Origin of the sequence: Streptomyces sp. ALB3 (genome assembly GCF_044385685.1) — a bacterium.
GTDB lineage: Bacteria > Actinomycetota > Actinomycetes > Streptomycetales > Streptomycetaceae > Streptomyces.
Genome location: NZ_JBISCE010000032.1, coordinates 132,097 through 158,663 on the forward strand (window position 1 = coordinate 132,097; position 26,567 = coordinate 158,663).

General features: G+C 71.0%; 24 protein-coding genes. 4 read left to right on the forward strand and 20 right to left on the reverse strand.

Annotation, left to right across the window (positions count from 1 at the left end; translation table 11 throughout):
- Positions 1-7: 7 nt before the first annotated feature.
- Positions 8-622 (reverse strand): 30S ribosomal protein S4, encoded by a 615-nt coding sequence (gene rpsD / locus ACHFIV_RS19985; RefSeq protein WP_014157362.1) that lies wholly within the window; start codon positions 620-622, stop codon positions 8-10.
- A gap of 188 nt (positions 623-810) precedes the next feature.
- Between rpsD and ACHFIV_RS19990 the strand changes: the two genes are divergently transcribed.
- The gene (locus tag ACHFIV_RS19990; protein ID WP_398970684.1) at positions 811-1,512 is read left to right on the forward strand and encodes a DUF2470 domain-containing protein; all 702 of its coding nucleotides are present in this window, start codon (positions 811-813) and stop codon (positions 1,510-1,512) included.
- Between the two features lie 7 nt (positions 1,513-1,519).
- Here ACHFIV_RS19990 and ACHFIV_RS19995 read toward each other — a convergent pair whose 3' ends face one another.
- The 4 genes from ACHFIV_RS19995 to ACHFIV_RS20010 form a co-directional block, all read right to left on the reverse strand.
- A complete protein-coding gene (locus ACHFIV_RS19995; protein ID WP_398970687.1) occupies positions 1,520-2,890 on the reverse strand; it encodes a replication-associated recombination protein A in 1,371 nt (456 codons plus the stop codon).
- 41 nt (positions 2,891-2,931) lie between these two features.
- Positions 2,932-3,567, reverse strand: a complete 636-nt coding sequence (locus ACHFIV_RS20000) for a vitamin K epoxide reductase family protein (protein WP_398970690.1) — start codon at positions 3,565-3,567, stop codon at positions 2,932-2,934.
- Positions 3,568-4,041: 474 nt separating this feature from the next.
- A complete protein-coding gene (gene hisS, locus ACHFIV_RS20005; RefSeq protein WP_398970692.1) occupies positions 4,042-5,304 on the reverse strand; it encodes a histidine--tRNA ligase in 1,263 nt (420 codons plus the stop codon).
- 15 nt (positions 5,305-5,319) lie between these two features.
- Positions 5,320-6,006, reverse strand: coding sequence for an MBL fold metallo-hydrolase (locus ACHFIV_RS20010; RefSeq protein ID WP_398970695.1), 687 nt, complete (start codon positions 6,004-6,006; stop codon positions 5,320-5,322).
- Positions 6,007-6,153: 147 nt separating this feature from the next.
- Here ACHFIV_RS20010 and ACHFIV_RS20015 point away from each other — a divergent pair, with 147 nt between their 5' ends.
- Together ACHFIV_RS20015 and ACHFIV_RS20020 are read left to right on the forward strand one after the other, a co-directional pair.
- Positions 6,154-6,942 carry a peptidylprolyl isomerase gene (locus ACHFIV_RS20015; RefSeq protein WP_398970697.1) on the forward strand — a complete coding sequence of 263 codons (789 nt, stop codon included), beginning with the start codon at positions 6,154-6,156 and terminating at the stop codon, positions 6,940-6,942.
- 188 nt (positions 6,943-7,130) lie between these two features.
- A complete protein-coding gene (locus ACHFIV_RS20020; RefSeq protein ID WP_398970700.1) occupies positions 7,131-8,360 on the forward strand; it encodes a DUF349 domain-containing protein in 1,230 nt (409 codons plus the stop codon).
- 192 nt (positions 8,361-8,552) lie between these two features.
- On the opposite strand, the gene ACHFIV_RS20025 is transcribed toward ACHFIV_RS20020, so the two are convergent.
- The 15 genes from ACHFIV_RS20025 to pgsA all read right to left on the reverse strand — a co-directional run bounded on the left by ACHFIV_RS20025 (position 8,553) and on the right by pgsA (position 23,981).
- Positions 8,553-11,195: a RelA/SpoT family protein gene (locus tag ACHFIV_RS20025; RefSeq protein ID WP_398970703.1), complete on the reverse strand. Its 2,643-nt coding sequence runs from the start codon at positions 11,193-11,195 to the stop codon at positions 8,553-8,555.
- Positions 11,196-11,363: 168 nt separating this feature from the next.
- Positions 11,364-11,921, reverse strand: coding sequence for an adenine phosphoribosyltransferase (locus ACHFIV_RS20030; RefSeq protein WP_398970705.1), 558 nt, complete (start codon positions 11,919-11,921; stop codon positions 11,364-11,366).
- Positions 11,918-13,027, reverse strand: a complete 1,110-nt coding sequence (gene secF, locus ACHFIV_RS20035) for a protein translocase subunit SecF (RefSeq protein ID WP_398970708.1) — start codon at positions 13,025-13,027, stop codon at positions 11,918-11,920. Before secF ends, ACHFIV_RS20030 begins: the two co-directional genes overlap by 4 nt.
- 1 nt (position 13,028) lies before the next feature.
- Positions 13,029-14,777, reverse strand: coding sequence for a protein translocase subunit SecD (gene secD / locus ACHFIV_RS20040; RefSeq protein WP_398970710.1), 1,749 nt, complete (start codon positions 14,775-14,777; stop codon positions 13,029-13,031).
- 147 nt (positions 14,778-14,924) lie between these two features.
- Positions 14,925-15,398, reverse strand: a complete 474-nt coding sequence (gene yajC / locus ACHFIV_RS20045; protein ID WP_398970713.1) for a preprotein translocase subunit YajC — start codon at positions 15,396-15,398, stop codon at positions 14,925-14,927.
- 168 nt (positions 15,399-15,566) lie between these two features.
- Positions 15,567-16,652 (reverse strand): Holliday junction branch migration DNA helicase RuvB, encoded by a 1,086-nt coding sequence (ruvB, locus tag ACHFIV_RS20050; RefSeq protein ID WP_382090774.1) that lies wholly within the window; start codon positions 16,650-16,652, stop codon positions 15,567-15,569.
- Between the two features lie 80 nt (positions 16,653-16,732).
- Positions 16,733-17,359 (reverse strand): Holliday junction branch migration protein RuvA, encoded by a 627-nt coding sequence (gene ruvA / locus ACHFIV_RS20055; protein WP_398970716.1) that lies wholly within the window; start codon positions 17,357-17,359, stop codon positions 16,733-16,735.
- Positions 17,356-17,889: a crossover junction endodeoxyribonuclease RuvC gene (gene ruvC / locus ACHFIV_RS20060; protein ID WP_398970718.1), complete on the reverse strand. Its 534-nt coding sequence runs from the start codon at positions 17,887-17,889 to the stop codon at positions 17,356-17,358. The genes ruvA and ruvC overlap by 4 nt, the downstream gene beginning before the upstream one ends.
- Positions 17,890-18,007: 118 nt before the next feature.
- On the reverse strand, positions 18,008-18,760 hold the full coding sequence (locus tag ACHFIV_RS20065) for a YebC/PmpR family DNA-binding transcriptional regulator (protein WP_033304359.1): 753 nt from the start codon (positions 18,758-18,760) through the stop codon (positions 18,008-18,010).
- 61 nt (positions 18,761-18,821) lie between these two features.
- Positions 18,822-19,415, reverse strand: a complete 594-nt coding sequence (gene pdxT, locus ACHFIV_RS20070) for a pyridoxal 5'-phosphate synthase glutaminase subunit PdxT (RefSeq protein WP_398970721.1) — start codon at positions 19,413-19,415, stop codon at positions 18,822-18,824.
- Between the two features lie 6 nt (positions 19,416-19,421).
- Positions 19,422-20,342: a pyridoxal 5'-phosphate synthase lyase subunit PdxS gene (gene pdxS, locus ACHFIV_RS20075; RefSeq protein ID WP_033304361.1), complete on the reverse strand. Its 921-nt coding sequence runs from the start codon at positions 20,340-20,342 to the stop codon at positions 19,422-19,424.
- A gap of 225 nt (positions 20,343-20,567) precedes the next feature.
- Positions 20,568-21,113 (reverse strand): hypothetical protein, encoded by a 546-nt coding sequence (locus ACHFIV_RS20080; protein WP_398970724.1) that lies wholly within the window; start codon positions 21,111-21,113, stop codon positions 20,568-20,570.
- A 104-nt stretch (positions 21,114-21,217) separates the two neighbouring features.
- Positions 21,218-22,378, reverse strand: a complete 1,161-nt coding sequence (locus ACHFIV_RS20085) for a glycosyltransferase family 4 protein (RefSeq protein ID WP_398970727.1) — start codon at positions 22,376-22,378, stop codon at positions 21,218-21,220.
- Positions 22,375-23,298 (reverse strand): phosphatidylinositol mannoside acyltransferase, encoded by a 924-nt coding sequence (locus ACHFIV_RS20090; protein ID WP_398970730.1) that lies wholly within the window; start codon positions 23,296-23,298, stop codon positions 22,375-22,377. The genes ACHFIV_RS20085 and ACHFIV_RS20090 overlap by 4 nt, the downstream gene beginning before the upstream one ends.
- Positions 23,295-23,981, reverse strand: a complete 687-nt coding sequence (gene pgsA / locus ACHFIV_RS20095; RefSeq protein WP_398970733.1) for a phosphatidylinositol phosphate synthase — start codon at positions 23,979-23,981, stop codon at positions 23,295-23,297. Before pgsA ends, ACHFIV_RS20090 begins: the two co-directional genes overlap by 4 nt.
- Before the next feature lie 268 nt (positions 23,982-24,249).
- Between pgsA and ACHFIV_RS20100 the strand changes: the two genes are divergently transcribed.
- Positions 24,250-26,475, forward strand: a complete 2,226-nt coding sequence (locus tag ACHFIV_RS20100; RefSeq protein ID WP_398970736.1) for an elongation factor G-like protein EF-G2 — start codon at positions 24,250-24,252, stop codon at positions 26,473-26,475.
- The last annotated feature ends 92 nt before the right edge of the window (positions 26,476-26,567 follow it).

The window sequence follows — 26,567 nt, forward strand, 5'->3', positions numbered from 1 at the left end:
GCCTGCGTCAGCGGGCGTAGTACTCGACGACGAGCTGCTCGTCGCAGATGACCGGGATTTCCTTGCGGTTCGGGTCCCGGTCCAGGCGGAAGGCCAGAGCCTTCAGGTTCACCTGGAGGTAGCGCGGGGTCTCGCCGTCCGTGTCGTAGCCACCCTCACGGGCGACCTGGAAGGGGACCTTGGAGCGGCTGCGCTCGCGGACCTGCACGACGTCGTCGGGGCGCACGCGGAAGGAAGGCTTGTCGACCTTGCCGCCGTTGACCTCGATGTGGCCGTGGACGACCATCTGACGGGCCTGGTAGATGGTGCGGGCGATGCCCGAACGCAGGACCAGGGCGTCGAGGCGGCGCTCGAGCTCGACGACCAGCGCCTCGCCCGTCTTGCCCTCGGCCTTACGGGCGCGGTCGTAGGCACGCGCCATCTGGCGCTCGCTGATGTCGTACTGCGCACGCAGACGCTGCTTCTCGAGCAGACGGACCTTGTAGTCCGAGTTCTGCTTGCGGCCACGGCCGTGCTCGCCCGGCGGGTAGGGGCGGGCTTCGAAGTACTTGACAGCCTTCGGCGTAAGGGCGATGCCGAGGGCACGCGACTTCTTGACCTTGGGACGCGACTGGTTAGGCACGTTCTCCAGACCTCCGTTGTAGGTTAGGTTAGGCTTACCTTACTCAAGGAGATCGCATGTCTCGCCCTGGGAACACCACACACGTCACGGACAGCACAGACAGCGACGGCGCACATGAAGGCGCCGTAACGACGGAAGGCCGATCTGATCGTGGTCAGCCGCGTCCCAGCGGGCTTGAAAACACTCGGATGCCGTCAGCAGCCGAACGCACACGAACTCTCGTACAGAGTACCTGCTCCGCGGTGCTGCTCGTACCGGGGCTGTCGGTGATCCACCCGGACCAGCTGATGCCCGACAGCAGGAGCATCGGTCCGGAGGGCGATCTGTTCCTCGGTTTCCCCACCGGTTCCCCGGTCGTACGGGCCGCGACGCGGGCCCAGGGCGACGAACTGACCGCCGTGCTGGAGATCACCGACGTCGCACCGGTCTCCGTCCCGCACCGGATCCGCGGCCGTGCGCGGATCACCGGCTGGCTCACCGCCGTACCCGGGCTCGCGCAGCCCGGCCGGATGATGCTCCGGCTGGAGACCGGCGAAGCGTCCGTCGACGATCTGTGGGGCTTCGACGAGGTGGAGCCGGAGGCCTTCCGGGACGCCGTGGCCGACCCCCTGGTCGCTCATGAGGCCGAACTGCTCCAGCATCTGCACGCCACTCACGGCGAGCAGATGGCCACACTGTCCGCGCTCCTCGGTGACCGGGCCCACTGCGGCTGCGCGGAGCACCGGCTCGACGCGGTCCCGGTCGCACTCGACCGCTTCGGGCTCCGGGTGCGCTTCGTCGAGGGCGGCGACGCCTGCTTCGACGCCAGGTTCGAGTTTCCCGAGCCCGTACGGGACATCCGTGAGCTGCGCCGCGCCATGCACGTGCTCTTCGAGGCGGCGGCCTGCTGAGCAGCGGTCACGAGGACGCCGGACCGCCCTGGTCCCGGCCGAGCCGCTCACGGACCCGGTCCGCCACGTCGGCGTAGCGCGCCTCCGCGCCGTATCTGGTGGGTTCGTAGTAGCGCCTGCCGCGGACGGCTTCCGGGGCGTACTCCTGGGCGGCGATACCGCCGGGCACGTCGTGCGGGTAGACATAGCCCTGGGCGTGGCCCAGCTTGGCGGCGCCCTTGTAGTGGCCGTCCCGCAGATGCGCCGGGACCGGGCCCGCGAGGCCGCGGCGCACGTCCTCCTGTGCGGCGGAGATGGCCAGGGTCGCCGCGTTCGACTTGGGGGCGAGTGCCAGCGCGATCGTGGCATGGCTGAGGGTGAGCGCCGCCTCGGGGAAGCCGATCATGGCCACCGCCTGGGCCGCTGCCACCGCCGTGGGCAGCGCCGTGGGATCGGCCAGTCCGATGTCCTCACTGGCGGAGATCATCAGCCGACGGGCGATGAAGCGCGGGTCCTCCCCCGCCTCGATCATCCGGGCCAGGTAGTGCAGGGCGGCGTCCACGTCGGATCCACGGATCGACTTGATCAGGGCGCTCGCGACGTCGTAGTGCTGGTCGCCGTCACGGTCGTACGTGACGGCCGCGCGGTCGACGGTCTCCTCGAGTGTCGTGAGCGTGATCTCCCGCTCGTGCGTCGTCAGGGCCGCGCCGGCCGCCGCCTCGAGCGCGGTCAGCGCCCGGCGCGCGTCGCCGCCGGCGATGCGCAGCAGATGTGCCTCGGCGTCGTCGGGCAGGGTGACGGCGCCGCCCAGCCCCCGCTCGTCCGTCAGCGCCCGGCGCAGGAGCGCGCGCAGATCCTCGTCGGTGAGGGGCTCCAGGGTGAGGAGCAGGGAGCGCGACAGCAGCGGCGAGATGACCGAGAAGTACGGATTCTCCGTGGTGGCCGCGATCAGCGTGACCCAGCGGTTCTCCACGGCGGGGAGCAGGGAGTCCTGCTGGGCCTTGGAGAAGCGGTGGATCTCGTCCAGGAAGAGGACGGTCTCCTTCCCGAAGCCGCCGGTGGCGCGGCGCGCGCCCTCGATGACGGCGCGGACCTCCTTGACTCCCGCGGTGATCGCGGAGAGCTCGACGAAGCGCTTGTTGGTGGCCTTGCTGACCACGTACGCCAGGGTCGTCTTCCCCGTGCCGGGCGGGCCCCAGAGGATCACCGACGAGGGCCCCGCCGGCCCTCCCCCGCCCTCGCCGACGAGCCGGCGCAGGGGCGAGCCCGGCTTGAGCAGGTGCTGCTGGCCGACGACCTCGTCCAGCGTGCGAGGACGCATCCGGACAGCGAGGGGGCTGCTCGACGGGTCCTTCTCCTGGCGGTCTTCGGCTGCTGCGGTAAAGAGGTCGGGCTCCACGCGGGAAGCCTATGCCACCCCACTGACAGGGCGGCCTCGCGTCAGCTGGTCCAGAAGTCCCACCAGCGGGTCAGGATCAGCATGCCGATGATCCCGATCCAGAGCACCGGCGGCACCCAGTGGAATTCGGTGAGAGCGTTCCGCAGCCAGGCGGGAGCGGGCAGGATGCCGTGCCTGACGTTGTGCGTGGTGACGTAGCAGAACATGACGATCGTGGCGACCCAGGCCAGGCAGCACCACAGGCAGAGCGAGTTGATGTTGTACAGCGACTGGTACTGCAGCCAGGTGCAGAAGCCGACGCCGAACAGCGTGCCCGCGTTGAGACCCAGCCAGAACCAGGCGCGGAACCGGGCACCGGCGAGGAGCGCCATGCCGATGCCGATGACCACCGAGTAGGTGGCGATGCCGAGCATCGGGTTGGGGAACCCGAAGGCGGACGCCTGCTCGCTCTTCATGATGTTGCCGCACGCCACCACCGGGTTCAGGCTGCAGCCCGGGGTGAAGCTCGGGTCCTCGAGCAGCTTGAACTTGTCGATCGTGATCACCCAGGCGGCGAGCAGCCCGGCGGCGCCGGTGATCACCAGCAGCAGCGCGAGCGCGCGACTGCCGCCGAAGGTTGTCGCGCCGCTGTCCTCGTCCTGCCGGGAGGAGGGGTGGTCTACCGCTGCCATCGTCATATCGCCGTTCCATCACTGTGTAGCCGGCCGGGGCATGGACATTGTGCCGTACCACCGTTGCGGCCGACCGTTCGATCGGCATAAACGTGTGCGCGAGGAGGAGCGGGATCCGGGCACTGGGACACGCTCCTTCCTCCGCCGTGGCGCACGTTTCGCGAGGTGCCCGCAGTCGTGGCGGGCCGCCGTGCGCGCGGCCGGCACCGGACCGGCAGCGGCCGCCCGGCGCTCCCGAACCGGAATCTCCGGCACGGTGAATCGGCGTCCGCCGGGTTGACGGGCGGGCACCGGGCGCGCGTGGGCCGCGTGGACGTGCCCCGGGAGGGGGCCGCCCCGCGCCCGGTCCCCGGTGCCCGCCGGAAGGAGGGCCGGGAGGCGTGAGCGCCCTGCGCGGTCCGCGCCGGTCACGACCCGCGCCCGACACGGACCGTGCCCGCCCGGGCGGACCGGGCGGGCACGGGTCGAGCGGGGTACGACTCAGGTCAGTCTGTCGCGCACCGTGGCCACGAGCGCGTCGAGTGCGACCGGCTCCTGCTCGCCGGACTCCATGTCCTTGAGCTGGACCGCCCCCTCGGCGAGGTCACGCTCGCCGGCCACGATCGCGTAGCGGGCGCCGGACCGGTTGGCGTTCTTCATCGCGCCCTTGAGGCCGCGGCCTCCGTAGGCGAAGTCCGTGGCGATCCCGGCCTTCCGGAGTTCGGTGACCAGCCCGAAGAGCACCCGGCGCGCCTCGTCGCCCAGCGGTACCGCGTACACGCTGGTGGTGGCGGGGATCCCGAGCTCGACGCCCTCGGCCTCCAGGGCGAGCACCGTGCGGTCCACGCCGAGCGCCCAGCCGACCGACGGCAGCGAAGGGCCGCCGATCATCTCGGACAGGCCGTCGTACCGGCCGCCGCCGCCCACGGCGGACTGGGAACCGAGGCCGTCGTGGACGAACTCGAAGGTCGTGCGCGTGTAGTAGTCGAGGCCACGGACCAGCTTCTCGTCGTCCTCGTACACCACGCCTGCCGCCGTCAGCAGTTCACGGACCTCCTCGTGGTACGCCTTGCAGGCGTCGCAGAGGAAGTCACGCAGCATCGGCGCGCCGGTCAGCTGCTTCTGGACGTCGGACCGCTTGTCGTCCAGGACCCGCAACGGGTTGATCTCGATGCGACGGCGGGTCTCCTCGTCGAGTTCGAGGTCGCGCAGGAAGGTCTGGAGCGCCTCCCGGTAGACGGGGCGGCACTCCTTGTCGCCCAGCGAGTTCAGCAGGATGCGGAACTGGCTGAGGCCGAGCGAGCGGTAGGCCTGGTCGGCCAGGATGATCAGCTCGGCGTCGAGCGCGGGGTCCTCGGTCCCGATGGCCTCGGCACCCACCTGTGAGAAGTGGCGGTAGCGGCCCGCCTGCGGCTTCTCGTAGCGGTAGTACGAGCCGGAGTACCAGAGCTTGACCGGCAGGTTGCCCGCCTTGTGCAGGTTGGCCTCCAGCGCCGCGCGCAGCACGGACGCGGTGCCCTCGGGACGCAGCGCGAGCTGGTCGCCCCCCTTGGTCTCGAAGGCGTACATCTCCTTGGACACGATGTCGGTGGACTCGCCGACGCCGCGCGAGAACAGGGCGACGTCCTCGAAGCCGGGGGTCTCGATGTAGCCGTAGCCGGAGTTCTTCAGGGGTGCGGAGATCGCGTCGCGCACGGCGAGGAACTTCGCGGAGCGCGGCGGGATCAGGTCGTACGTGCCCTTGGGGGCCTGGAAGGTACTCACGGTTCTTTTCTCTCGTCACATTCCTCGGCGGGGCGCGGCCAGACCGTTCATGTACGGATTGGAGGCGCGCTCGCGGCCGATGGTCGTCTGGGGGCCGTGGCCGGACAGCACCACGGTCGAGTCGTCGAGCGGCAGGCACACGCGGGCCAGCGACTCGAGCAGCTCGGCGTGGTCGCCGCCGGGCAGGTCGGTGCGTCCGACGGAGCCGGCGAAGAGCAGGTCGCCCGAGAAGAGGACCTGCGGGACATCCGCGGCCTCGGGCATCCTGAACGTCACCGACCCCTTGGTATGGCCGGGCGCGTGCGCGACGCCGAACTCCAGGCCGGCGAGTTCCAGCCGGGCGCCGTCGGCCAGCTCCTTGACGTCGTCGGGCTCGCCCACGGTCAGCTCCCCCATGAGCGGCATGCCGATGGAGCGGCCGAGCGCCTTCTCCGGGTCGCTCATCATGTAGCGGTCCTCGGGGTGGATCCAGGCGGGGACGTCGTGGGCGCCGCACACGGGGACGACCGAGGCGACGTGGTCGATGTGGCCGTGGGTGAGGACGACGGCGACGGGCTTGAGCCGATGCTTCTTCAGCGCTTCCTCGACGCCCTGGGCGGCCTGGTGGCCGGGGTCGATGATCACGCACTCCTCACCGGCGGCAGGGGCGACCAGGTAGCAGTTGGTCCCCCAGGCCCCGGCGGGGAACCCGGCAATGAGCACGATCGTCCTTAGTGTTCGTCCGACGAGGAGGGCCGCGGAGGGACATGCGGCAGACCAGAGACTACCGGCGCTCCTCATTCCACAGCTAACCCATATACCGTACGGGCATTCCAGGTCCGATCACACGACGTACAAGGAGACCATCCGGTGGTCAGCAGCGATCAGCGGCGGCGGCAGCTCGCCCGGGAGAAGTTCGAGCGGCAGCAGCAGCGCCGGGAGGAAGCGCGCCGGAGGACCAGGCGTCTCACGGTGATCATCGCCTCGTCGGTGGCCGTCGTGGCGCTCATCGGCGCCGGCGCGTACGTCTCGCTCGACGGCGACGACACGAAGAAGCCCGCGGACGCGGCTGCGAGCGCCGACCCGTCGGCGTCGCCCTCGGAGAGCGAGAGCAAGGCTCCCGAACCCGCGATGAAGATCGACAAGAAGGCGAAGTACTCGATGTCGCTCGCGACGAGCCAGGGTGACATCGGCATCGCGATGGACGCGGCGAAGACCCCGCGCACCACCAACTCGTTCAAGGCCCTCGCGGACAAGGGGTACTTCGACGACACGAAGTGCCACCGGCTCACCACGGAGGGCATTTTCGTCCTGCAGTGCGGTGACCCGAAGGGTGACGGGACGGGTGGTCCCGGTTACACGATCCCGGACGAGAACCTGACGGCGCTGGGCAAGCCGGGAGCCGACGGAGCGGTGACGTATCCGGCGGGCACCGTCGCGATGGCGAACACCGGCCAGCCCGGCACGGGCGGCAGCCAGTTCTTCCTGGTCTACAAGGACACCAAACTGCCGCCCAGCTACACGCCGTTCGGCACCATGGACGCCGCGGGCCTGAAGGCCGTCAAGAAGATCGCCGAGGCGGGCGTCGCCGGCGGGGCAGGCGACGGGGCTCCCAAGAAGGCCGTCACGGTCGAGAAGGCGACGGTCGAGAAGGCCTGACCGATCGCACGGCCGCCCGGCACGGGCTCGTGGAGCGCACGGGAGAATTTCAGCCGCGCTGAGTGCGGACAGCCGGGTGGCCGGTCGCCTAGATTGGCGTTGTGCAGGGCGGGCGCTGCCCGCCCCAGGAAACTGTGGACGATGCACGGGGGGCGAACCCCCTCGATGCATCAGGTGGAGGAGGCGCTGTGAGCAGCGACCCGTGGGGCCGTGTCGACGAGACAGGCACCGTGTACGTGCGTACAGCCGAGGGCGAGCAGGTCGTCGGATCGTGGCAGGCCGGTTCCCCCGAGGAGGCTCTGGCCTATTTCGAGCGCAAGTACGAGGGCTTGGTGGTCGAGATCGGCCTCCTCGAGCGGCGGGTGAAGACCACCGACCTGTCGGCGAAGGACGCCACGGCGGCGATCGAGCACCTTCGTCAGCAGGTCGACGAGCACCACGCCGTCGGCGACCTCGCCGCGCTCGGCAAGCGGCTGGACGCGCTCGTCGCGACGGTCGACTCACGCCGCGAGGAGCGCAAGGCCCAGAAGGCGAAGCAGACCGACGAGGCCCGTCAGGCCAAGGAGGCGCTCGTCGTCGAGGCCGAGGAGCTGGCGCAGAGCGAGCAGTGGCGGTCGGCAGGTGAGCGTCTGAGGGCGCTCGTCGACACCTGGAAGGGGCTGCCCCGTCTGGACCGCAAGTCCGACGACGAGCTGTGGCACCGCTTCTCGCATGCCCGCTCGGCCTTCTCCAAGCGCCGGAAGGCGCACTTCGCCGCGCTGGACGCCCAGCGTGAGGAAGCCCGCAAGGTCAAGGAGAAGCTGGTCGCCGAGGCGGAGTCCCTCTCCGGCTCGACCGACTGGGGGGCGACGGCCGCGCGTTACCGCGACCTGATGACCGAGTGGAAGGCCGCGGGCCGCGCGCAGCGCGAGGCCGAGGACGAGCTGTGGAACCGCTTCCGCGGAGCCCAGGACGTCTTCTTCGCCGCACGCAGCGGGGTCTTCGCCGAGCGGGACGCGGAGCAGGGCGAGAACCTCAAGCTGAAGGAGGAGCTCGCGACCGAGGCCGAGAAGCTCGTCCCGGTGACGGACCTGAAGGCGGCCAGGGCAGCGTTCCGCTCCATCAACGAGCGCTGGGAGGCCATCGGCCACGTCCCGCGCGACGCCCGCCCGAAGGTCGAGGGCCGGGTGCAGGCGGTGGAGCGCGCGCTCCAGGAGGCCGAGGAGTCGGAGTGGCGCCGGACGAACCCGGAGGCGCGGGCACGCGCCGAGGGTCTGACCGGTCAGCTCCAGGCGGCCGTGGACAAGCTGCGCACGCAGATCGACACGGCGCGCGCCTCCGGCAACAACGCCAGGGCCGACAAGCTCTCCCGTGAGCTGGAGGGCCGGCAGGCTCTGCTGGACCAGGCCCTGAAGGGCCTGGAGGAGTTCGGCGGCTGAGCCGGTCACCGAGCCCTGCGAGAGGGGCCTCCGTACGCGACGCGTGCGGGGGCCCCTCTCATGTCCGGACGGCGACGGCGCCGGCCGGAGCGCGGCGGTACGAGGTGGACGCCCGCAGTGCCCCGCCGGCGACAGGGTCTCGTCGCCGGCGGGCGGATGCCGGGCGCGGGTGCGCCTTACGGGCGGCGCGCCTTACGGCCGGCGCGCCGAGGTGACCCGGTAGACGTCGTACACGCCCTCCACGCCGCGTACGGCCTTCAGGACGTGTCCCAGGTGCTTGGGGTCGCCCATCTCGAAGGTGAAGCGTGAGGTCGCCACCCGGTCCCGCGAGGTCTGCACGGCGGCCGACAGGATGTTCACGTGCTGGTCGGACAGGACCCGTGTGACGTCGGAGAGCAGCCTGGAGCGGTCCAGCGCCTCGACCTGGATGGCGACGAGGAAGACCGAGGACTGGGTGGGCGCCCACTCGACGTCGAGGATGCGCTCGGGCTGCTGGGAGAGCGAGTCCACGTTGACGCAGTCCGCACGGTGCACGGAGACGCCGCTGCCCCGCGTGACGAAACCGATGATCGGGTCGCCGGGCACGGGCGTGCAGCAGCGGGCCAGTTTGACCCAGACGTCCTCGACACCCTTGACGACCACACCCGGATCCGCCTTGGCCCGGCGCTTGCTGCGCCCGTGCGAGGGCGGTGAGCTCTCCGCCAGGTCCTCGTTGGCCGCGTCCTCGCCGCCGAGTGCCTGGACGAGCTTCTGGACGACGCCGGCAGCCGCGACATGGCCCTCGCCGATCGCCGCGTACAGCGACGAGATGTCGGGGTAGCGCATCTCGTGCGCCAGCGTGACCAGGGAGTCGCCGGTCAGGATCCGCTGGATCGGCAGATTCTGCTTGCGCATGGCACGCGCGATGGAGTCCTTGCCCTGCTCGATCGCCTCGTCGCGCCGCTCCTTGGAGAACCAGGCGCGGATCTTGTTGCGCGCCCGGGGCGACTTGACGAACTGGAGCCAGTCACGGGAGGGCCCCGCGCCTGCCGCCTTGGAGGTGAAGACCTCCACCAGGTCACCGTTGTCGAGCGTCGACTCCAGCGGGACGAGCCGTCCGTTGACCCGTGCCCCTATGGTCCGGTGGCCGACCTCCGTGTGGACGGCGTACGCGAAGTCGACCGGTGTCGCCCCGGCGGGCAGCGCTATCACGTCGCCCTTCGGCGTGAAGACGAAGACCTCGTTGCGCGACAGGTCGAAGCGCAGGGACTCCAGGAACTCGCTGGGGTCCTCCGTCTCCTTCTGCCAGTCCAGGAGCTGGCGCAGCCACGCCATGTCGTTGACGGTGTCCTGCCCGCGGCCGCCACCCGTGTTCCTGGGGATGTCGGTGCGGACCTTCGACGCGCCGGCGACGGCCTCCTGCTTGTACTTCCAGTGCGCGGCGATGCCGTACTCGGCGCGGCGGTGCATGTCGAACGTACGGATCTGGAGCTCGACGGGCTTGCCGCTGGGACCGATCACCGTCGTGTGCAGCGACTGGTACATGTTGAACTTGGGCATCGCGATGTAGTCCTTGAACCGCCCGGGGACCGGGTTCCACCGGGCGTGGACGGTGCCGAGCGCCGCGTAGCAGTCGCGGACGGTGTCGACGAGGACGCGGATGCCCACCAGGTCGTAGATCTCGGCGAAGTCGCGGCCCCGCACGATCATCTTCTGGTACACGCTGTAGTAGTGCTTCGGCCGCCCGGTGACGGTGGCCTTGATCCGGGCGGCGCGCAGGTCGGCCTGGACCTCGTCGGTCACTATGGCGAGGTACTCGTCCCGCTTCGGCGCGCGTTCGGCGACGAGGCGGACGATCTCGTCGTACATCTTGGGGTAGAGGATCGCGAAGGCGAGGTCCTCCAGTTCCCACTTGATGGTGTTCATGCCCAGGCGATGTGCCAGCGGCGCGTAGATCTCGAGGGTCTCGCGGGCCTTCTTCTCCTGCTTCTCCCGCTTGAGGTAGCGCATGGTGCGCATGTTGTGCAGCCGGTCGGCGAGCTTGATGACGAGGACGCGCGGGTCCTTGGCCATGGCGACGACCATCTTGCGTACGGTCTCCGCCTGGGCGGCCTCTCCGAACTTGACCTTGTCGAGTTTGGTGACGCCGTCGACGAGGAGGGCGACCTGGTCGCCGAAGTCCTTGCGCAGGGTGTCCAGGCCGTACTCGGTGTCCTCGACCGTGTCGTGCAGCAGCCCCGCCATCAGGGTCGCAGGGTCCATGCCGAGCTCGGCGAGGATCGTGGTGACCGCCAGCGGGTGCGTGATGTAGGGGTCGCCGCTCTTGCGCTTCTGCCCCCGGTGCCAGCGTTCGGCGACCTGGTACGCCTTCTCGATCTGGCGCAGGGTGGCGGACTCGATCTTGGGGTCGTTGCCGCGGACCGTGCGCAGGAGGGGTTCGAGGACCGGGTTGTACGGGCTGGAGCGCTGCACGCCCAGCCGGGCGAGGCGGGCCCTGACCCGGTTGGAGGAGCCGCCGGAGCGTGCGGTCGGAGCCGGCGGGGCGGCGGACCGGGCCGGGGGCTTCGCCGCGGGGGGCGTCGGCGCCGCTGCCCCGGAAGCGGGCTTCGCCGGGGCTGCCGGCTCCGCGCCCGAGGACGGTGCGGTCTTCGCGCCGGGAGGGGGAGCCGGCTTCGTCCCGGGAGGCGGGGTCGGCTTCGCCGCGGCGGCGGGCGTCTCGGAGGCCGGAGCCTGGGCGGGGCCCTGTGCGGGCCCGGACGTGCCCGGCCGGTCGGGCTGCGCCTTTCCGGGCGTGGCGGAGGCCGCCGCGGGCCTATCGGGCTGCGGGGCGGCGACTGGCTGGGCCTCGTCTGGCAAGAGCGCTCCTCGTGCGGATCCGGGCTACCGGAATGCCCATCGTATCGACCCCTGGGCGGGTCCTCGCCCGGGGAGTGTGGAACCCCTCACAACGCGGGACGGGCACCCGGATGTTCCCGGGTGCCCGTCCTGTAGGTCCCTGAGCGTGGGGCGGCCACGCGATGCAGGTCAGAGGGTGATCAGAGCCTCCAGCGGAGCGTCCCGCAACCCGGCCTCCAGGCGGGTGCGGCCCGCGAGGAAGCCGAGTTCCATGAGGACCGCCACCCCGGCGACCTGCGCTCCGGCCCGCCGGATCAGGTCCAGCGAGGCCTCCGCGGTACCGCCGGTGGCCAGGACGTCGTCGATGACCATCACCCGGTCGTCGGCGGCCAGGTCCTCGGCGTGGATCTCGATCTCCGCCGTGCCGTACTCCAGCTCGTACGCCTGCCCCAGGGTGGCCCCGGGCAGCTTCCCCGCCTTGCGGACGGGGACGAAACCGATCCCGGCGCGGACCGCTACCGGCGCGGCCAGGATGAAGCCACGCGCCTCCAGGCCGACGATCTTGGTGGCGCCGTGCCTGACGCACAGCTCCACGAAGAAGTCGGTGAGCGCGCTGAAGGCCGCCGGGTCCGCCAGCAGCGGGGTGATGTCCTTGAAGACCACCCCGGGCTTCGGGTAGTCCGGCACGTCCCGGATGCGGCTGAGCAGCAGCTCCCGGGTCGCGTCGGTGACGTCCGCGCCGGTCATCGGCGGTTCCTCGGAGTGCGGCCGTGGCCTCCGGCCTCCCGGCGCTGGCCCACGACGGCACCGGCGTGTTCGGTGTCGTCGTCGAGGTCCTGCGCCCGGTCGTCGCGCTCGTCCTCGACGGACTCGCCCTTGGCCGCCGCCGCGGCCCGCTTGGCCAGGATCCGCTTCTTCAGTGCCTTCATCTGCGGCTCGCGCTCCTTGAGGTCGGCGACCAGCGGGGTGGCGATGAAGATGGAGGAGTACGCACCGGCCGCGAGGCCGACGAAGAGCGACAGCGAGATGTCGTTCAGCATGCCCGCCCCGAGGACACCGCCGCCGATGAAGAGCAGGCCGGCGACCGGCAGCAGCGCGACGACGGTGGTGTTGATGGAGCGCACCAGCGTGCTGTTGATGGACCGGTTGGCGATCTCGCTGTAGGTCCAGCGGGTCTGCTTGGTGATCCCCTTCTGGCCCTCCTTGAGGCTGTCGAAGACGACGACCGTGTCGTAGAGGGAGTAACCGAGGATCGTCAGCAGACCGATCACGGTGCCCGGGGTGACCTCGAAGCCGACGAGGGCGTAGACACCGACGGTGATGGTGATGTCGTGGATCAGCGCGATGAGCGCGGCGACGGCCATCCGCCACTCGAAGGCGATGGCCAGGTAGACCACCACGAGGACCATGAAGATGCCGAGGCCCGCCCAGGCCTTGTTGGCGATCTGCTCACCCCAGCTGGGGCCGACGAGGTCCGCGTTGATCTCCGCCTCGGGGATGCCGAGGTCCTGCGAGAGCTGGGCCTTGATCTCGTCGGCCTTCTGGGTGTCGACCTCGGTGATCTGGATCCGGAGTCCGCCGTTGCCGAGCTCCTGGACGATCGCCTCGTGGCCGGACGCCTCGACCGCGTCCTCGTGTGCCTGGGAGACGGACACCTGGGCCTTCGAGTCGGTCGTGAAGACGGCTCCGCCCTTGAACTCGATGCCCATGTTCAGACCGCTGACCGCGAGACCGAGGATGGCCGTGATAGTGATCAGGATCGAGACGCCGTACCAGATCTTGCGCTTGCCGATGAAGTCGTAACCGACCTCGCCACGGTAGAGCCGGGCGCCGAGATTGCCGAGTCGCGACATCTCACGCCTCCTTCGGGTGGTCGGTGCGGACGTTGACGCGGCGTGAGCGGCGCAGCGGCGGCTTGGCGCCAAGCCGCTTCGGGTCCAGGCCGGACCACGGGTGACCGCTGGCGAAGAACTTCGTGCGGGCCATCAGTGTCATCACGGGCTTGGTGAAGAGGAACACCACGACCACGTCGAGCAGGGTCGTGAGGCCCAGCGTGAACGCGAAGCCCTGGACCTTGCCGACGGTGACGAGGAAGAGCACGGCCGCGGCCAGGAACGACACGAAGTCGGACACGAGGATGGTGCGCCGGGCCCTGGGCCAGGCGCGCTCGACGGCCGGGCGCAGCGTGCGGCCCTCCCGGATCTCGTCCCGGATGCGTTCGAAGTAGACGATGAACGAGTCCGCCGTGATCCCGATCGCCACGATGGCGCCGCAGACGGCGGGCAGGTTCAGCGCGAAGCCGATGGCCGGGCCGAGCAGCGCCATGATCGTGTAGGTCAGGATGCCGGAGGCCAGGAGGCTGAGCAGCGCGATGAGCGCCAGCCCGCGGTAGTAGGCCACCAGGTAGATGACGACCAGGGCCAGACCGATGGCACCGGCGATGAGACCGGCCTCCAGCTGCTCGCCACCGAGAGCCGCGGTGACGGTGGTCACCGTGTCCTCACTGAAGGACAGCGGGAGCGCGCCGTAGGAGAGGACGTTGGCCAGGTCCTCAGCCGACTGCTGGGTGAAACTGCCGGAGATCTCGGCGCTGCCGCTGAGGGTCTCGTTCACCTGGGGCGCGGAGACGACCTCGCCGTCGAGGGAGATCGCGAACTGGTTCTGCGGGGACTGCTGGGTCGACAGCTTCTTCGTGATCGTCTGGAACTTCTTGGAGCCCTTGTCGGTGAACTCCATGGAGACGAGCCAGATGCCGCGCTGCTGGTCGAACTGCGCCTTGGCGTCGTCGACGTCCGTGCCGGAGACCTCGGCCGGGCCGAGGAGGTACTTGGCGTCACCTTCGGAGCTGCACGCGACCGTCGGCTCCTCGGGCTTGACGCCGTCGCCGGCCGCTGCACGGGCGGGCTTGTCGGTGCAGTCCAGCGCGGTGAACTTCTTCTCGAGCGCCGCGGTGGCGGGGTCGGGCGTTCCTGTGGCCGCGGGCGTCTCCGCGGCACCGGGGGCGCTGGGTGTCGGCGTCGTGTCCTTCGTCAGGGCGCCGGTGACGGCGCGTCCCTGGGTGGTGGCGCTCGCCGAGGGCGTCGTCTTCGGGTCGGAGGCGGTCTCCGGGTCGCTCGCCTTCGCGCTGGGCGTGGCGTTCGGCTTCCCGGAACCGCTCGCTGACGGGCTGGCGGAACCTTCGGGCGTCGGTTCGCCGCCGGTGACGGTGAGCACGGGCCGGAAGTAGAGCTGGGCGGTCGTACCGACCTGCTCCCGGGCCTGCTTCGAATTCGTCCCCTTGGGGATGTTGACGATGATGTTCGATGCGCCCTGGGTCTGAACCTCGGCCTCGGAGACGCCCAGACCATTGACACGGCGTTCGATGATGCTGACCGCGGTGTTCATGTTGGTCTCGTTGATCGCCTCGGGCTTGCCGGGCTGGCTCTTCGCCTTGAGGGTGATCGACGTGCCGCCCGCGAGGTCGATACCGAGCCGGGGCGTGGTGTGACCGGACAGGAACATCCCGCCGGTCAGGGCGACCATGGCGATGAGGATCAGAGCCAGGGCACGCCCCGGCCTGCCCTGTCCACCGGTTGAGCCCCGGCCTTTCTTCGGTGCTGCCACCTTTTCGTTTCTCCCTGTCCAACCGCCCCGCGCCGGGTACGCGCCCGAGCGGCCACGAAGTGTTGTGGGGACCCGCCCCCGCAGAAGACCGCACGGCCCGTGAGACGCCGGACACCCGTGGGTGCCCGGCGTCTGTGGGTCGTGGAACTACTTCGCGTCGCCCTCGCCGTCGGCCTTGGCCTCGGCGCTGTTGGCCGCGGTGTCCTTCGGCGCGTCGGCGTCCTCGGCCTTCTTGCCCAGGTCGATCTTCGCGACGTCGGCGTCGGCGTCCGCCGTCTCGCCGGCCGTGAGGGAGGAGGCGTCGTCGGGGACGACCGTGCCGTCGCTCTCCAGCTCGTCGTCGCCGTGGACGATGCGGTTGTACTCCGCGTCGTCCAGGACGGCGCCGATGGCGTTCTTGGCGTAGACGGCGTGCACGCCGGGAGCGACCTCGAGGAGAACCGTGTCCTCCTGGATCTCCTTGACGGTGGCGTACATGCCCCCGATCGTCCGGACGCCGGTGCCGGGCTGCATGTCGTTGCGCATCTGCGCAGCCGCCTGCTGCTTCTTCTTGGCGGACCGGGTCATCAGGAACATGGCCCCGATGAGCACGATGAAGGGGAGGAGGGTCACGAGACTCACGGGACGGAACTTCCTTCGCACGACCACGCTGGGTGCACGCGGCCTGGTCTACGGGGGTGGGTACACCGACCTGTACGGGCGGCATCGGCGGAGTCTAAGCGAGTCCGCATCATTGGAACAACGTCCAGCATCGCACCGTGGTTCCCCTGCTGGCCAGCCCGTCCTTGATCAGGCCCCGAACAGGCCCTGTTGTCCCTTTGCGCCGTGCTGGGGCGGTACGAGTCCGAGGTGGGCCCATGCCGCGGGGGTGGCGACCCTGCCCCGCGGGGTCCTCGCGAGCAGCCCTTCCCGCACGAGGAAGGGCTCGGCGACCTCCTCGACCGTCTCGCGCTCCTCCCCCACGGCCACCGCGAGGGTGGAGAGCCCGACGGGGCCTCCGCCGAAGAGCTTCAGCAGGGCCCCCAGCACCGCGCGGTCCAGCCGGTCGAGCCCCCTCGCGTCGACCTCGTACACCCGCAGGGCAGCGGCGGCGATGTCCCGGTCGATCCTGCCCTCGGCCTTGACCTGGGCGTAGTCGCGGACGCGGCGCAGCAGCCGGTTGGCGATACGGGGCGTGCCCCGGGAGCGGCCGGCGATCTCGGCGGCGCCCGCCGTGTCTATGGCGACGTCGAGCAGTCCGGCGGAGCGGTGGATGACCCGCTCCAGCTCGGTGGGGGCGTAGAACTCCATGTGCCCGGTGAAGCCGAAGCGGTCGCGCAGCGGGGGCGGGAGCAGTCCTGCCCTGGTGGTGGCGCCGACGAGGGTGAAGGGAGGCAGTTCCAGCGGGATGGCCGTCGCTCCCGGGCCCTTGCCGACGATGACGTCGACCCGGAAGTCCTCCATCGCCATGTAGAGCATCTCCTCGGCGGGCCGGGACATGCGGTGGATCTCGTCGAGGAACAGGACCTCGCCCTCCTGGAGCGAGGACAGGATCGCGGCGAGGTCTCCGGCGTGCTGGATCGCGGGGCCGGAGGTGATCCGGATCGGCGCGCCCATCTCGGCCGCGATGATCATGGAGAGGGTGGTCTTGCCCAGGCCGGGGGCGCCGGAGAGCAGCACGTGGTCGGCGGTGGCGCCTCGGGCCCGGGCGGCCTTGAGGACCAGGTCGAGCTGTTCGCGCACCTTCTCCTGGCCGACGAACTCGTGGAGGTCCTTCGGGCGCAGGGCGGCCTCGACCGCGGTGTCCTCACCGTCCGCCCCGGCGTCGACCAGCCGGTCGTCCAGCCGCTCGTCCGTGAGGTCGCCGGTGTCGGTTCCGGTCTCGTCCCAGTTCATCTCGTCAGTCCCGCCTCGGGTTCTTCGGTGCCGGTCCGTGCGGTGTTCCGGCCGGCGTAGGGGGCGTGTGGGCCCGGGGGTCAGCGTGCGCGGTTGAGCGTCTGCAGCGCGGCGCGCAGCAGCTGGGGCACGGGGGCCTGGCCGCCGCCGGCGATCGCGGCCTCGGCCTGCGGGGCCACGGCGGTCACTGCCTCGTCGGCCTCACGCGTGGCGTAGCCGAGGCCGATCAGGGCGGCCTGCAACTGGTCGCGCCAGGAGTTGCTGACGGCGGTTCCGACGCCCTGCTGGCCGATGTGCGCGCCCACCGGTTCGCCGAGCCGGTCCTTGAGTTCGAGGAGGAGCTTCTGCGCGCCCTTCTTGCCGATGCCCGACACGGCGGTGAGCGCCTTCTCGTCCCCCGTGGCGACGGCGATGCGCAGGGCGTCGGGGCTGTGGGTGGCGAGCATGGCCTGGGCGAGACGCGGCCCGACGCCGCTGGCGGTCTGGAGGAGCTCGAAGACCTGCCGCTCGTCGTCGTCGGCGAAGCCGTAGAGGGTGAGCGAGTCCTCCCGGACGACGAGGGAGGTGGCGAGCTTGGCCTCCTGGCCGATCCGCAGGCCCGCCAGTGTGCCGGGGGCGCACTGGACGGCCATCCCGACGCCGCCGACCTCGATCACGGCCGTGGTCGGAGCGAGGGCGGCCACCGGGCCGGAGACGAAGGCGATCATGCGGTACGGCCTTTCAGCGTGCGGTGGGCGGCGACGGCCTGTTGCAGTCGGTTCTGCGCGGGCGCGCGCCAGATGTGGCAGATGGCGAGGGCGAGGGCGTCGGCCGCGTCGGCGGGCTTCGGTGGCTCGGCCAGCCGGAGCAGCCGGGTCACCATGGCTCCGACCTGGGCCTTGTCGGCGCGTCCCGATCCGGTGACGGCGGCCTTGACCTCGCTGGGGGTGTGCAGGGCGACCGGGATGCCGCGACGCGACGCGCAGAGCATGGCGACGGCGCTGGCCTGCGCGGTGCCCATCACCGTGCGCACGTTGTGCTGGCTGAAGACCCGCTCCACGGCGACGTACTCGGGGCGGTGCTCGTCGAGCCACTGCTCGATGCCCCGCTCGATGGCGACGAGCCGGTGGCCGAGCTCCGCGTCGGCCGGGGTCCGCACGACGCCGACGCCGAGCATGGTGAGCGGCCGGCCGGCCACTCCCTCGACGACTCCGACACCGCACCGGGTCAGCCCCGGGTCCACGCCCAGCACCCGCATGAATGGGCCCCCTCCGCCGCTCGGTCATCTGTTCCCGCAGGTTATCGGCTACCGCTGACAATGCGACGGGCCGACGGGTGTGTCCCGTCGGCCCGTCGGTGCGCCACGTGCCGCCGCCTCAGGCGTCGACCTTCTCCATGACCTCGTCGGACACGTCGAAGTTGGCGAAGACGTTCTGCACGTCGTCGCTGTCCTCCAGCACGTCGATCAGCTTGAAGATCTTGCGCGCGCCCTCTTCGTCCAGCTCGACCTGCATGGTCGGCACGAAGTTGGCCTCGGCCGAGTCGTAGTCGATGCCGGCCTCCTGCAGCGCCGTGCGGACCGCGACCATGTCGGTGGCCTCGCTGAGCACCTCGAAGGTGTCACCGAGGTCGTTGACCTCCTCGGCACCCGCGTCGAGCACCGCTCCGAGCACGTCGTCCTCGGTCAGCTCACCCTTGGGGACGATCACGACGCCCTTGCGGTTGAACAGGTACGAGACCGATCCCGGGTCCGCCATCGAACCGCCGTTGCGGGTCATGGCGACACGGACGTCGGACGCGGCACGGTTGCGGTTGTCGGTGAGGCACTCGATGAGCACCGCGACGCCGTTCGGGCCGTAGCCCTCGTACATGATCGTCTCGTAGTCGGCACCGCCGGCCTCGAGGCCGGCGCCGCGCTTGACCGCCGAGTCGATGTTCTTGTTCGGGACCGAGCTCTTCTTGGCCTTCTGAATGGCGTCGAAGAGGGTCGGGTTGCCGGACACGTCGGCGCCACCCGTGCGGGCGGCGACCTCGATGTTCTTGATCATCTTCGCGAAGAGCTTGCCGCGCTTGGCGTCGATCACGGCCTTCTTGTGCTTCGTCGTAGCCCATTTAGAGTGGCCGGACATCTGCCTTCTCCTTCGCGTCACCAAAATCGATCCGAACCCGAGAGATCCTACCGGGGTCGGATCAGCCCACGGAGCGCACCATGTCGGTGAAGAGCGCGTGCACACGGTGGTCGCCCGTCAGTTCCGGGTGGAACGAGGTGGCCAGTGCGTTTCCCTGGCGTACGGCCACGATGTGCCCGCCGTGCACTGCGACGACCTCCGCGCGGGCGCCGACCGACTCCACCCAGGGGGCCCGGATGAAGACGCCGTCCACGGGTCCGCCGGGCACCCCGGCCACCTCGACGGCCGCCTCGAAGGACTCGTTCTGCCGCCCGAAGGCGTTACGGCGCACGATCATGTCGATACCGCCGACCGTCTCCTGGCCGGAGCGCGGGTCGAGGATCTTGTCGGCGAGCAGGATCATGCCGGCGCAGGTGCCGTAGACGGGCATTCCGGCCGCCACCCGTGCGCGCAGCGGTTCCAGCATGCCGAAGAGGGCGGCGAGCTTGGACATCGTGGTGGACTCGCCACCGGGCAGGACGAGCCCGTCGACCTCCGCGAGTTCCTCGGGCCGCCTGACCGGCCTGGCCACGGCGTCCGCCGAGGCCAGGGCGATGAGGTGTTCCCGCACGTCGCCCTGGAGCGCCAGGACTCCGATGACAGGGGTGTCGTTCATCGGTGCTTACCAGCCGCGGTTGGCGTAGCGCTCGCCCTCGGGCAGCGTGTCGCAGTTGATGCCGACCATGGCCTCGCCGAGGTTGCGCGAGGCATCCGCGATGATCTTCGGGTCGTCGTAGAAGGTGGTGGCCTTCACGATGGCGGCGGCGCGCTTGGCCGGGTCGCCCGACTTGAAGATGCCGGAGCCCACGAAGACGCCCTCGGCGCCGAGCTGCCGCATCAGAGCCGCGTCCGCGGGGGTGGCCACGCCGCCGGCCGAGAACAGGACGACGGGCAGCCGGCCGAGCTCGGAGACCTCCTTGACGAGCTCGTAGGGGGCGCGGAGCTCCTTGGCGGCGGCGTACAGCTCGTTGTTGTCGTAGCCGCGCAGCCGGGCGATCTCGTTCTTGATCTGGCGCAGGTGCCGGACCGCCTCGACGACGTTGCCCGTGCCCGCCTCACCCTTCGAACGGATCATCGCGGCACCCTCGGCGATGCGGCGCAGGGCCTCACCGAGGTTGGTGGCGCCGCAGACGAACGGTGTGGTGAAGGCGAACTTGTCGCTGTGGTTGACCTCGTCGGCCGGGGTGAGGACCTCGGACTCGTCGATGTAGTCGACGCCGAGGGACTGGAGCACCTGGGCCTCGACGAAGTGACCGATACGGGACTTGGCCATGACGGGGATGGAGACGGCCTCGATGATCTCCTCGATCATGTTGGGGTCCGACATCCGGGCCACGCCGCCGTCCTTGCGGATGTCGGCCGGTACCCGCTCCAGGGCCATGACGGCCACGGCGCCCGCGTCCTCGGCGATCTTCGCCTGCTCGGCGTTGACGACGTCCATGATCACGCCGCCCTTGAGCTGCTCGGCCATGCCGCGCTTGACTCGGGCGGTGCCGGTGGCCGGGGTCTCGGTGGACTGCGGGGTGCTGGGAAGCGTGGACACGGATCGACCTCACTGGGGTGGAAAGACACGGGATACTGCAGCCCCGAGCAAACGCTCCGGGAGCAGTCCACAGCAAGGGCCAATGCACACCCCGTGGACCGCTCCGGGCGTCGCCGGGCCTCCGGGCCCGTCCGTCACGCGCACCCGTGCCGTCCACCGACGGGCGCCGGGCCGCTCCGTCACCTCACACCTGTGACGTCCACCCCGCGCCCGTGGACATCGCCCTCAGGTGCCGGGCCGGTCGGCCAGGGCGACCGGGGGCTCGTCGTCCATCTCGAACGCCAGCGGGAACGGGGCGTGACCCGCGAGCCGGAACAGCCGCACCGTCCGGTGCCTGCGCAGCGCGCGGGCGGCGCGGACCGCGTCGTTGTGGAAGCGGCGTGCCATCGGTACGCGGCGTACGGCGGCGGCCAGTTCCCGGGCCGCGTCCTCGCCGCCCGGGACCTCCTTCACCGCTTCGACCTGGGCCACCTCGCCGAACACGGCCCGCAGGGCGGTGCTCAGCTCGCTCTCGGCGACCTCGCGCTGGTCCTCCTCGGCCTGCCGTGCCGCGTGCGCGGCCTCGTACAGCACGATCGACGCGGCGGGGTCGAGGACTCCGGCCGTGGCCAGTTCCTGGGTGACCGATGCGCGGCGCAGCAGCTGGGCGTCCAGCGCGGCCCGCGCCGCGTCGATGCGGGCGTGGAGCCGGTCGAGCCGCCCGGCGGTCCAGCTGAGGTACAGGCCGATCGCGACCAGGGCGACGACGGTCCAGATGAGGATTTCGATCACGGACGGCAAGGCTACCGTCGGGGGCGGCGGTCCGAGCCCGCCGGTGCGCTCCCGGGCCGCTCACCGGGCGGCGTACCGGCGCGGGCGTACCGGCCGGGCCCCGCTCAGTCCCTGGCGAGGCCGAAGCGCGCGCGGAGCCCCGTGCGTTCGTCGGTGTCCACGGAGGCGGCCCCCTCGGTGACCGTCTCGTACACCCCGAGGATGTCCGCGCCGACGGTCGACCAGTCGAACCGGCGCACATGCGCGCTGCCCCGCTCGCGCAGCCCCGCACGCCGCTCCGGGTCGCCCAGGAGCCGGATTGCGGCCGTGGCCAGCGCGTCCGCGTCCTCGTTGGCGAACAGGTCGCCCGCCGCTCCCTGGTCGAGCACCTGCGCGAAGGCGTCCAGATCGCTGGCGAGAACCGGGGCGCCCGCCGACAACGCCTCGACCAGGATGATGCCGAAGCTCTCGCCGCCGGTGTTCGGCGCGACGTAGACGTCGACGCTGCGCAGCAGCCTGGCCTTGTCCTCGTCGCTCACCATGCCGAGGAACTGGACGCGCGAGCGCATGTCCTCCGGCAGCGAGGCGACCGCCTCCTCCTCGTCCCCGCGCCCGGCGACCAGCAGCCGGGTCCCCGGACGGGCGGCCAGGATCGCGGGGAGGGCCTTCATCAGGACGGGCAGCCCCTTGCGGGGCTCGTCGATGCGCCCTATGAAGCCGAGCGTGCCGTCCTGCCACTCGGCCTTCGGTTCGGCCCGGGCGAAGAAGTCCACGTCGACACCGTTGGGGATGACCACGGCGTCCCCGCCGAGGTGCTCGACGAGGGTCCGCCGCGCGTACTCGCTCACCGCGATCCGCGCGCTGATCTTCTCCAGCGCCGGCTGGAGGATCGGGTACGCCGCGATCATGGCCCTGGAGCGGGGATTGGACGTGTGGAACGTGGCCACGATCGGCCCCTGGGCCGCCCAGCAGGTGAGCAGGCCCAGAGAGGGCGAGGTGGGCTCGTGGATGTGGATGACGTCGAAGGTGCCGTCGTTCAGCCAGCGCCGGACCCGCGCGGCGGAGAGGAAGCCGAAGTTCAGCCGGGCGACGGAGCCGTTGTACGGGACGGGCACGGCCCGGCCCGCGGACACCACGTACGGCGGCAGCGGGGTCTCGTCGTCGGCCGGCGCGAGCACCGACACGTCGTGGCCCAGGCGGATCAGGTGTTCGGCCAGGTCGCGGATGTGGAACTGCACGCCGCCCGGAACGTCCCAGGAGTACGGGCACACGATGCCGATCTTCACGGAGCTTCCCCCTGGGGGTCCAGATCGGAGAGCCAGAGCCGCTGCAGCATGTGCCAGTCCTCCGGATGCTCGGCGATCCCGGTGGCGAAGGCATCGGCCAGCGCCTGTGTCATGGAGGACGTCTTCTCCGCACGGGTACCTGTCTCCGGGACGGCGACGGGTGGATGGATCCGCGCCTGCATGACGGGCGTGCCGTCGTACCAGAGGGTGACGGGCAGCAGCAGGGCACCGGTCTGCTGGGCCAGGAGAGCCGGACCGGCGGGCATGCGCGCGGTGTCGCCGAAGAACTCCACCTCGACGCCGGAGGCGGACAGATCGCGGTCGGCGACGAGGCAGACCATTCCGCCCGCCCGCAGCCGCCTGGCCAGGATCCCGAACGCGGCCCCTCCGTTGTGCGGCAGGACCTCCATGCCCAGGCCCTGCCGGTAGGCCACGAACCGGTCGTACAGCGTCTCCGGCTTGAGCCGCTCGGCGACCGTCGTGAACGGCACCTTCAGGTCCGTGGTGACCCATGCCCCCGCCAGGTCCCAGTTCCCCAGGTGCGGCAGTGCTATGACGACCCCCTGACCCGCGTCGAGCGCCTCGGTGACCCGGTGGACGTCCCGGACGTTGATGGAGGCCCTGATCCGCTGCGGACTCCAGGTCGGCAGCCGGAAGGATTCCATCCAGTAGCGCATGTACGAGCGCATGCCGGCCTTCGACAGCGCGGCGAGGCGGGCGGCGTCGGCGTCGGGCACCACCCGGGCGAGGTTGGACTCCAGGCGCAGGACGGACTTCCCGCGCCGCTTCCACACCTGGTCGGCCAGGGTGCGGAAGAGCGCGGCGGCGGCCGGCTCGGGGAGCTTCTTGACCGCGCCCCAGCCGAGGCCGTAGAGCCCGTCGGTCAGACGTCCCCGCAGATCGGATCCGGTACCGCTCACTGCGCGGCCCCGCTCCCCCGGCCGGCCGCCCCGCCCTGGACGGCGCCCGCGGCGGCGTCGGCCTCGGCCGACTCCCTGCGCACGGTCACCACCCGCTGGATCAGCGTCACCAGGCTGCCCACGGCGACGATCCACAGGGCGATCGGCAGGAGGATCTGGATTCCCGGCACCCCGAAGCCGTGCAGCCCCGCGAGGCCCGCCGCGACGAGCGAGATGACGAGCCGCTCGGCCCGTTCCACCAGTCCGTTCACCGCGACCGGCAGACCGATCGACTCACCGCGCGCCTTCGTGTACGAGACCACCTGGCCACTGGCCAGGCAGAAGATCGCGACGGCGCACAGCACGTTGTCGTCGCCGCCGCCCGCGTACCAGAGCGCGAACCCGGCGAAGATCGCCCCGTCCGCCACCCTGTCGAGCGTCGAGTCCAGGAACGCGCCCCACCGGCTGGAGATCCCGGCCTGCCGGGCCATGTTGCCGTCGACCAGGTCCGAGAAGACGAAGACCGTGATCACGATCGTGCCCCAGAAGAACTCCCCCATCGGGAAGAAGACCAGCGCACCTGCCATCACTCCGGCCGTACCGACGAGAGTGACCGCGTCGGGGCTGACCCCGAGGCGGAGCAGCAGAGCGGCGAACGGTGTGAGGACACGCGTAAAAAATGCACGCGCGTACTTGTTCAGCATGGCCTTCCCGAGGTTCGGTGGGCGCCGTGCGGCCCCTTCGGCCACCGGCTGGCCCATCGTAGTCACGAGCCGTGCCGGGCAATGGCGGGGCACCCCGTCCGCCGGACGTCCCGGAAGCCCTGCTTCGCCGTGCGTGACGTATGGACGGCGTCCGGGACCGGTGAAAAGCTCGAATGACCGCGGGCGTCCCCGAAGCCGCCGTGACGGCTCCCCTCCGCCCGTGCGTCCGCTCTCGCGGCACCGCGCCACCGATCGGGAGGCACGCGTCATGGCTGACAGGACACACACGCACACCGGAGCCGCCGGCAGGGCGGCGACGGCCGACCGGCCCGCTTCCGTACGGAACGTGGTGCTGGTCGGCCACAGCGGCGCGGGCAAGACCACTCTGGTCGAGGCGCTCGCGCTGACGGCCGGGGCGCTGAACCGGGCCGGCCGGGTCGAGGACGGCGCCACCGTCTCCGACCACGACGAGATCGAACAGCGCCGGCGACGCTCCGTGCAGCTCTCGCTGGTTCCCGTCGAATGGGAGGGTCACAAGGTCAATCTCCTGGACACCCCCGGCTACGCGGACTTCGTCGGGGAGCTCAGGGCCGGTCTGCGTGCGGCGGACGCGGCCCTTTTCGTCGTCTCGGCCGCCCAGGAGGCGGACGCGGTGGCGGCCACCGCCCGTCCGGTCTGGGAGGAGTGCGCGGCGGTCGGGATGCCTCGGGCCGTCGTCGTCACCCACCTGGACACCGCGCGGACGTCCTTCGAGGAGATGACCCGGGTCTGCGGCCGGATCTTCGGGCACGGCGACCCGGACGCGGTGCTCCCCCTGTACCTGCCGGTGCAGGGGCCCGAGGGGCCGGACGGGCACGCCCCGCTCACCGGACTCACCGGGCTGCTCACCCAGCGCGTCCTCGACTACTCCTCGGGGGAGCGGCGGGAGGGGCCGGCGGACGGTGACCGGCGCGGGCCCCTCCGGGAGGCCCGGGCCCGGCTGATCGAGGGGATCATCGCGGAGAGCGAGGACGAGACGCTGATGGACCACTACCTCGGTGGTGGCGAGACCGACGTCACCACCCTCGTCGCGGATCTGGAACGGGCCGTCGCACGCGGCTCCTTCCATCCCGTCCTCACCGCCGCACCCGCCGCCGAGGGGGCCCGCCAGGGGGTCGGCACCGTGGAGCTCCTCGACCTGATCACCCGGGGCTTCCCCTCCCCCGAGGAACGCACACCGCCCGTCGTCACCACCCCGGGCGGCGCCCCGCGCCCCGCCCCGGTCTGTGATCCCGCGGCGCCGCTGGTCGCCGAGGTCGTGAAGACCACCTCCGACCCCTACGTGGGGCGGGTCTCGCTCGTCCGGGTCTTCTCCGGCACCCTGCGCCCGGACGACACCGTGCACGTGTGCGGCCACGGCCTCGACCGCCCCGGGGTCGGTGCCGGGTCCTTCCACGAGGCCGATGTGCGCGTCGGAGCCCTCTCCGCGCCGTTCGGAAGGCAGCAGCACCCGCTGGAGAGCTGCGTCGCCGGAGACCTGGCCTGCGTCTCCAAGCTCGGCGGGGCCAGGACGGGTGACACCCTCTCGGCTAACGGCGTCCCGCTGCTGATGAAGCCGTGGGCCATGCCCGACCCGCTGCTCCCGCTGGCGGTCCGCGCCCACGGCAAGGCCGACGAGGACCGGCTCTCGCAGGGCCTCGCACGCCTGGTCGCCGAGGACCCCACCATGCGTCTGGAGCACGACCAGGACACCCACCAAGTCGTGCTGTGGTGCATGGGCGAGGCGCACACGGACGTCGCGCTGGAACGCCTGCGCAGCAGGTACGGCGTCCAGGTCGACACCGAACCCCATCGGGTGCCGCTGCGCGAGACGTTCGCCTCCCGGACCGTCGGGCGGGGCAGGCACGTCAAGCAGTCCGGCGGCCACGGCCAGTACGCCGTCTGCGAGATCGAGGTGGAGCCGCTGCCACCGGGAGCGGGCATCGAGTTCGTCGACAAGGTGGTCGGCGGCTCGGTGCCGCGGCAGTTCGTCGCGTCCGTGGAGAAGGGCGTCCGTGCCCAGGCGGCACGCGGTGTCGCGTCCGGCCACCCGCTCGTCGACGTACGCGTCACCCTGCTCGACGGGAAGGCCCACGCGGTCGACTCCTCCGACGCCGCCTTCCAGACCGCGGGCGCGCTGGCACTGCGGGAGGCGGCGGCGGGGACCCGCGTCCAGCTCCTCGAACCCGTCGCGGAGGTCGGTGTCCTGGTTCCCGACGACTACGTGGGGGCCGTCATGAGCGATCTCGCGGGCCGGCGCGGCCGGGTCGTCGGCACCGAACAGGCATCTGAGCAGCGCACGCGCGTACGCGCCGAGGTGCCGGAGGCCGAGATGGGCAGGTACACCGTCGACCTCCGCTCCCTGACGCACGGGACCGGCCGTTTCGACCGGGCGTACGCCCGGCACGAACCGATGCCCCGGCAACTCGCCGAGCGCCTCCGCGAACCGCAGCAAAGCGGCGCAAAGGTGAGCTAGTTGACTGGATATGGCCCCTTACGCCCGCCCGTCGGCCTCGTCGGCGGGCGGGCGCGCGGCCCGGACGATAGTCTGTGGGCCCAGCTCAGAAG